General features: G+C 54.5%; 5 protein-coding genes. All 5 read right to left on the bottom strand.

Features of this window, described 5'->3' with window-relative positions; genetic code table 11:
* Positions 1 to 120 precede the first annotated feature (120 nt).
* Positions 121 to 435, bottom strand: coding sequence for a hypothetical protein (locus tag HQL52_20195; protein MBF0371762.1), 315 nt, complete (start codon positions 433 to 435; stop codon positions 121 to 123).
* Positions 432 to 1,529, bottom strand: a complete 1,098-nt coding sequence (locus HQL52_20190; protein ID MBF0371761.1) for a pentapeptide repeat-containing protein — start codon at positions 1,527 to 1,529, stop codon at positions 432 to 434. The genes HQL52_20195 and HQL52_20190 overlap by 4 nt, the downstream gene beginning before the upstream one ends.
* On the bottom strand, positions 1,526 to 1,954 hold the full coding sequence (locus tag HQL52_20185) for a hypothetical protein (protein ID MBF0371760.1): 429 nt from the start codon (positions 1,952 to 1,954) through the stop codon (positions 1,526 to 1,528). The genes HQL52_20190 and HQL52_20185 overlap by 4 nt, the downstream gene beginning before the upstream one ends.
* Positions 1,951 to 2,235 (bottom strand): integration host factor subunit beta, encoded by a 285-nt coding sequence (locus tag HQL52_20180; GenBank protein ID MBF0371759.1) that lies wholly within the window; start codon positions 2,233 to 2,235, stop codon positions 1,951 to 1,953. Before HQL52_20180 ends, HQL52_20185 begins: the two co-directional genes overlap by 4 nt.
* Positions 2,236 to 2,601: 366 nt before the next feature.
* Positions 2,602 to 3,450, bottom strand: a complete 849-nt coding sequence (locus HQL52_20175) for a hypothetical protein (GenBank protein ID MBF0371758.1) — start codon at positions 3,448 to 3,450, stop codon at positions 2,602 to 2,604.
* Positions 3,451 to 3,628: the final 178 nt, after the last annotated feature.

Here is a 3,628-nt window from a genome sequence, read left to right as displayed (position 1 = left end):
CGTAGCTCAACTGGTAGAGCAACGGATTTGTAATCCGTAGGTTGGGGGTTCAAGTCCCCCCGCTAGCTCCAGTAAAAACAACACGTTACATCTACACCTTAAACTAGAAAATCCCAGAATTCACATTTTGGGTTCCCCTATGGGTTCCCTTTGATCGTTGCTTGGGGGTGATTCGAGTTGAAAGAATGTCCCCCCTGTTGGCCCTGAAATCAGGAAGGGAACCCAGGATGTTTTTGGGTTCCCCCTCACCCACCACGCCTCCACGAACTTCCAGACAGACAACCCAGCAGCAATCACCATCGGCGCGAAGGACCAGGCCACGGGCACTGGTTGGCCGTCGATCAGGATCTCGAACCCGAAGATCAGCTGGAGAAGGTGAACCCCGGCCACCAGAGTGAAAATGGCACCGGCGGTATTGAGAGCGGCGTCTTTCATTCAGTTTTTTCTCCAGGCTCTTTTTGAACCCAGCCTATGCCTTCCTGCCATTCCAGGTTGAGGTAACCTGGAGGGGTGGTGTTGTGATCTGTGGTGGCCGATTTGATATCTTTGAGAGTCAGCCCTTTTGTTTCTGATAGGTCAGTATGAATCAGGGATGCCCCTGTCATATCCGCACCATCGAAATCTGCCCCGATCAGCTTAGCAAAACTGAATTTTGCCCCGGACAGATGAGCCCCATTGAACTGGGCCGAATTAAGATGTGCTCCAATAAATTCAGCCTCCTCCAAGGATGATCCACTAAAATTTGTATTGAGTAATAATGCCTCACTCAGCTTGACATATCGCAGTTTTGCCCATCGAAAATCTGCCCCGCACAGATCAGCCTTAGTAAGATTGGTTCGGGAGAGCGTAGCCCCAGTCAACTTTACTTGGCTCAGATTAGCCTCCCGCAGATCAGTACCGCTGAGATCAATTGAATACTCAGTCTGCTCGCGAGAACCGTTCACACGGCACAGGGTTTCAACCAAAGATTGGATGTCATGTGGTGGTCCGTGATTGGACTGGGTACCTACTGAGTCTCCCCGATCACCATTTTGGGTTTTGGATTCAGTTTCGGCCCTTGGCTGCCAAGGAGCATTTGAGCGAACGAAATCAGCCAAAATTTTCATGACCAAACTGTGGTAGGTCTTCGGATCTTCTTCAGCCAATTGCTCCATGACGTGTGCGCCACTGATGCGAACAGCGGGTTGATCACTCCCAAGCAGTTCAGCCGCTTTTCCAAACCTGTCATTGAGGTTGCCTTTCCTGGTCAGCTCAATTTGCTTCACGGCAACTTCAGCCTGCTTTGTGGCCGCTATGGCTGATTTGTTGGCCGACCAGGTACGCCATGCCAACAGGGCCAGACCTACGAGACCCACAAATACCAAACCGGCACTCCGAGCCGCATCATGATTCTTTTCCCAAAGACTCCATGTCAGCCACTCAGGCCATGACTCCATGAGGAAAATGATCACACCATACACGACGCTTGGCCCCAGGGACGCAATGGCTATTTTCCTGTCATTTTTATTGCCATTCTTCAAGGATTTCATCCCTTTTCCTCCACATTTCCATCAGGCTCCCCATCCAGCCCATACCGGGCACTACCTGCCCGCAGCGCCGCTTGATAGGCTTCTCTATTCTGCTCCTGCCACATCCCCAGGGCCTTCTTGGCCACCCGCTTGGACACCTTGTATTCGGTCTGGATCGTCTTGTGGATGCCGATAGCCCAGGGCCTCGGGGGGGTGTCATCCGAAGGAAACAACTCCGGGTGGTTCTCCTCCAGGGTGGTGAGCAGGGCCAGGGCCTTGACCATGGATGGGGGTGGTTTGGTCCTGACCGGTTGGGATGGGGGGCTCTTGGGTTTGGCATTTGGCTTGGATGCAGGACCACGATTGCGGGGTGGGGATAGATCGGGCATGCCGCAAGCCTTCACACCCGGTTTGGATTTTTTTAGGGAGAGCGTTTTTCGGGTCATGACTGGCCCCCATCCACCCGTTCCCGAAGCTCCTTTCCAGCCTTGAAGGCCACGCTACGCCGTTCTGGGATGGCCACCTCTTCCCCGGTCTTGGGGTTTCGTCCCATCCTGGGGGAATGGGTCTTGGTACTGAAGGAACCAAACCCCCGCAGTTCCACCCGGCCACCTCCGGACAGGGTATCCGCTACAGCATCGAATATGGTGGAAACCACTCCTGTGGCTTCTGTGATGGATAGGTTGTGCCGGTTGGCAATCGCGGCAATAAGATCAGATCGGTTCATGTGGCTCAACTCTCCGGACTGCTGTTTATGTGGTCAGGAGAGCATATTGCCAAAGTCATCAGCCAAGGGAAATGGTCTGGCGATCCCTCCCGGAAACCATTTGAAAAACTGGACTTGGGTCTGTCGGCCTATGGGATGGCCTGTGGGGTGTCGGCAGGCAGGAAGGGCCAGGAGGAGGGACCAATGGTTTCCCCGTCACCATGCGGCTTGACGGGATAGGTGGGACCAAGAGGAAGGGCCAAGGGGGGGGGTGCAGGTAAATCCACTATTTTCCGGCTTAACCTCCTGTTTCCACATAAAATTGGGGATACGGGTAAAGGGAGGGGCTAAAGGGGGTAGCCCCCCCTCAGAACAACGCCACCGGGATTATATCCCCTTCTTCAGAAATTCCGTCAAGGTTTTCACCTCTTCACGGATCTCCTGTTCATCCTGGGTCAGGGTGGTCAAGCGACCCACTTGACCGGCCAGGAACCGCTTCATGTTTTTCTTCTCTACATTCAGCCCGGCCTGTGAACTACGGGCCAGCCACTTGATGAACTTCGGGTTGGTCCAGAGCTTGGCCATTGCATAGGGAGTCAACAGGGCGCTTGCAGCCTCGACCATGCCGAACATCGCACCAGCCCCACCGACAACGCCCCCATAGGCCGCCCAGGCCCCAGCCCGCTGGATCAGGCCCATGAAGGCCTGCTGCTGTGCCGTATTCGACCAGTTGACCGCCTCATCCACATCCTTCAGGGCTGCACTCACCCGCGCCAGCCGATCAAGCTCGGGCCGAATGCTGGCATATCGGTTGCCGCTGAATAGCGCCCCCTTGGCTTGCGGTGAAAGCCTCGACCATTCCGTCAAAAACTTCGCGTGGGAAAAGCGAGTGCCCAGGATATCCTGGTGGGATGGCCGACCAAGGCCCATGTGGTAGAGGGTGGAACCGGCCACGATATCCCATTCCTGGGGGTTGAAGCTTTTCCGCAATCGCCATAAACGCCGACCACCTTCCCGATCTCCGGTCACGGCCAGGTTGTAGGCCTGCAACCCGGTTTCCTGCTTGATGATCTTGTCCAGGATGGGCTGGCGGACCTTGCTGAAGGCGGCAACGAACTGATCGTGTCGACGCAGCGCATGGGCCGCTTCCGGAGAGATGCTTAAGGCGATGTTGTTGATGTCTTCAGTTAGAGCGCCATAAACTCTGTATTGCTCGGGAATTTCTTCCGCTGACATGCCAGACAGTATTGGCCATTTGAGTTTATTGCCAAGGCCGGTGCGAATTTTCCGAAGAGTCCCAAAATTAAACTTCCCGTTTGCGGCGTTGTTTTGAATATGAGTAACTGCTCTCCCCCTATTTGATTTTGCCAGCCAAAGCGATTTGAATGGCGATCAATGGGTTGACTCCCTGTTG

Source organism: Magnetococcales bacterium, from assembly GCA_015232395.1.
Classification (GTDB): Bacteria; Pseudomonadota; Magnetococcia; order Magnetococcales; family JADFZT01; genus JADFZT01.
The sequence above is the reverse complement of the archived record's forward strand: the minus strand, read 5'-3'. Positions and strand labels throughout refer to the sequence as shown.

What these genes read in the sequence shown, in the direction of transcription:
- HQL52_20175 (MBF0371758.1), bottom strand. Translation starts at nt 3,450, where the DNA reads ATGTCAGCGGAAGAAATTCCCGAGCAATACAGAGTTTATGGCGCTCTA.
- HQL52_20190 (MBF0371761.1), bottom strand. Translation starts at nt 1,529, where the DNA reads ATGAAATCCTTGAAGAATGGCAATAAAAATGACAGGAAAATAGCCATT.
- HQL52_20180 (MBF0371759.1), bottom strand. Translation starts at nt 2,235, where the DNA reads ATGAACCGATCTGATCTTATTGCCGCGATTGCCAACCGGCACAACCTA.
- HQL52_20195 (MBF0371762.1), bottom strand. Translation starts at nt 435, where the DNA reads ATGAAAGACGCCGCTCTCAATACCGCCGGTGCCATTTTCACTCTGGTG.
- HQL52_20185 (MBF0371760.1), bottom strand. Translation starts at nt 1,954, where the DNA reads ATGACCCGAAAAACGCTCTCCCTAAAAAAATCCAAACCGGGTGTGAAG.